Here is a 2,196-nt window from a genome sequence, read left to right as displayed (position 1 = left end):
TTTACCCCCACTGTCACCTCTTGTGAACATGTTTCTATTTTTAATGGAGTGAAATCATGGCGCAAGGTAGTAAAGAAAAATATACAGATAAACAAAAACGTAAAGCTCAGCACATAGAAGAAAGTTATAAAGAACAAGGAGTCTCAGAAGAGGAAGCTGAAAGTATAGCCTGGGCAACCGTCAATAAAGAGTCTGGTGGTGGTAACAAATCTGGTTCGGGACGTGGCAAAAAAGATAACCACAGTGCCAGTCGAAATGGTGGTAAGAAAAGTCACTGACTCTCAAAAAAAGTCAGTGACTTTTTTTGCTTAATTACTAGCTCATTGTGACTCTGTTTTTTCAGTGAGCGTGGATTTCAGAATAATCACAGCCCCTTTACCAAAACCGTAGCTGGTCATCAGCAGACTGGAATACAAATAAAAGGTAAACACCCCTGCCCCAGTCACATCAGGATTGAAGGTATCATGTAAAGGGTCGAGTACCGGAAACAGTGCATACATTAAAAATAGGCTGGAGTTAGTAAACGCACCCACCACCATTGACCAGCGTACATGCCATGGTAGAGCTACCTTGGCCGCATAAAAGCCTAAAATCAAGGCACTCATAATCAGAAAATCGAGATGTGCTTGTAACACCCGCTTAGGTGATCCGGGAATCAAGGTTTGTAAAAAACCCAGCTGGTTATATAACCCCACCAGACACCAGGCTAACAATAAAGCCATCAATATCCATAAACATGCCCCCCGAAGCATAACAATATTTGTGGATGACGCTGACGTATTTTGCATATCTCTCTCCTGCATTTATTGTATTTTTCCTATGTTATTATCCAGTTATACAAAAAGACGTCTTGTTTGAAACGGCGCAATAACTTGACCGAGAAGGTGATGGTCAATAAAAGAGAGATAAAGATGAATAGCCAGCTTTCCACATTGCAAGGTCAGCGTTTCTGTACTGATGATTTACCGAGCTCACAGAGGCTGAACTGGTTGAAAGAAATCATTGGACGAGAATATGCCAATGTGGATGTGAGTCAAATTGCTGATGAGCCTGTATTCAATGATATGGTCATCTATCCGTGGTTATATGGCACACGATTTTCTCCTATCAAAACTCAGCCGTTGCAAATAGAGCGTTTATCCAGAGAGCCAACACAACTCAGTCAAGATAACTATTTTGCCGTTATGCTGACCGAGGGGCGATATAAACTTGAACAAGATGGACGCGAAGTGTTTCTGGAAAAAGGCGAAATGACCTTATACGATGCGACCCAATGGCATCGTATTACCATGCCTGAACCAGCATCAAAAGTGATAATTTCTATTCCCCGTGACTACCTCAAACAAAGGCTTAGTCATGTAAGTGAGCTAACAGCAAAGAAAATATCAGTCACATCAGGTATTGGCGCGGTAACCTCACACACGCTGCAAACATTCGCTTCACAATTAACTACATTAGACACGCTATCCTTCCAGTCTATGTTTGATCCCTTGATTGATATGCTTACTCTATCGCTTAATCAACTCTCACCCCAGTCAGTTGAGTTATCTCGATCTCAAAACACGACTCTGTTTCATATTAAGCGCTATATAGATAATCATTGTCATCACCCTGATTTATCTCCAACCATCATTGCCAATGCTGTCGGTTTTTCAGTGCGATATATCAATCATCTCTTTCAAACTGAAAACACCTCCTTAATGCGTTATGTCACCCAACAACGCTTAAACAGAGTGTATCGGCGATTACACCATCAGCAATCTATGCATCAGACGATTACTGAGCTTGCTCTGGAAGCAGGGTTTAATGACATGGCCCACTTCAGTCGTGTCTTTAAATCCCAGTTTGGTCTATCGCCTCGGCAATTACGAGAACATGTAAAAAAAGAGGTGTATTCGTGCGCTAACACGAATTAATTCATCTACATATAATGACTATCGCTTGACGAATGTCCAATTAGAGAGAGAAATAACAATGAAAAGAAGACAAGCTGGCATTACAGCAACACAATTTCTACTATGGTTGCTTGTATTAGTGAACACTGCAGGTATTGCTTATTATTACTACACCACTGAAGTGAAAACCAAACACATTCCAAACCTGGTCGGTACATGGAGTGGTGTCAATCTTACCGTCTCAGATGAAAAAGGCTATAAAACCTGGAACGATAAAACTGTCACCATTACGGAACAACAG

Annotated in this window: 3 protein-coding genes and 1 pseudogene; 3 read left to right on the top strand and 1 reads right to left on the bottom strand. The window is 41.2% G+C overall.

Going from position 1 to position 2,196, the window contains the following annotated elements; translation table 11 throughout:
* Positions 1-56: 56 nt before the first annotated feature.
* Positions 57-278 carry a plasmid stabilization protein gene (locus B4K20_RS00540; protein ID WP_286304756.1) on the top strand — a complete coding sequence of 74 codons (222 nt, stop codon included), beginning with the start codon at positions 57-59 and terminating at the stop codon, positions 276-278.
* Positions 279-320: 42 nt separating this feature from the next.
* Here B4K20_RS00540 and B4K20_RS00535 read toward each other — a convergent pair whose 3' ends face one another.
* The gene (locus B4K20_RS00535) at positions 321-788 is read right to left on the bottom strand and encodes a hypothetical protein (RefSeq protein ID WP_289281479.1); all 468 of its coding nucleotides are present in this window, start codon (positions 786-788) and stop codon (positions 321-323) included.
* A gap of 123 nt (positions 789-911) precedes the next feature.
* Here B4K20_RS00535 and B4K20_RS00530 point away from each other — a divergent pair, with 123 nt between their 5' ends.
* Positions 912-1,916: a helix-turn-helix domain-containing protein gene (locus B4K20_RS00530; RefSeq protein WP_289281478.1), complete on the top strand. Its 1,005-nt coding sequence runs from the start codon at positions 912-914 to the stop codon at positions 1,914-1,916.
* A 58-nt stretch (positions 1,917-1,974) separates the two neighbouring features.
* A pseudogene (locus B4K20_RS00525) lies at positions 1,975-2,196 on the top strand (hypothetical protein); the annotation flags it as partial.

This window comes from Methylophaga sp. UBA5088 (assembly GCF_002414625.1).
In the GTDB taxonomy this organism is placed as follows: domain Bacteria; phylum Pseudomonadota; class Gammaproteobacteria; order Nitrosococcales; family Methylophagaceae; genus Methylophaga; species Methylophaga marina.
This window is presented reverse-complemented; position numbering and strand designations above follow the sequence as displayed.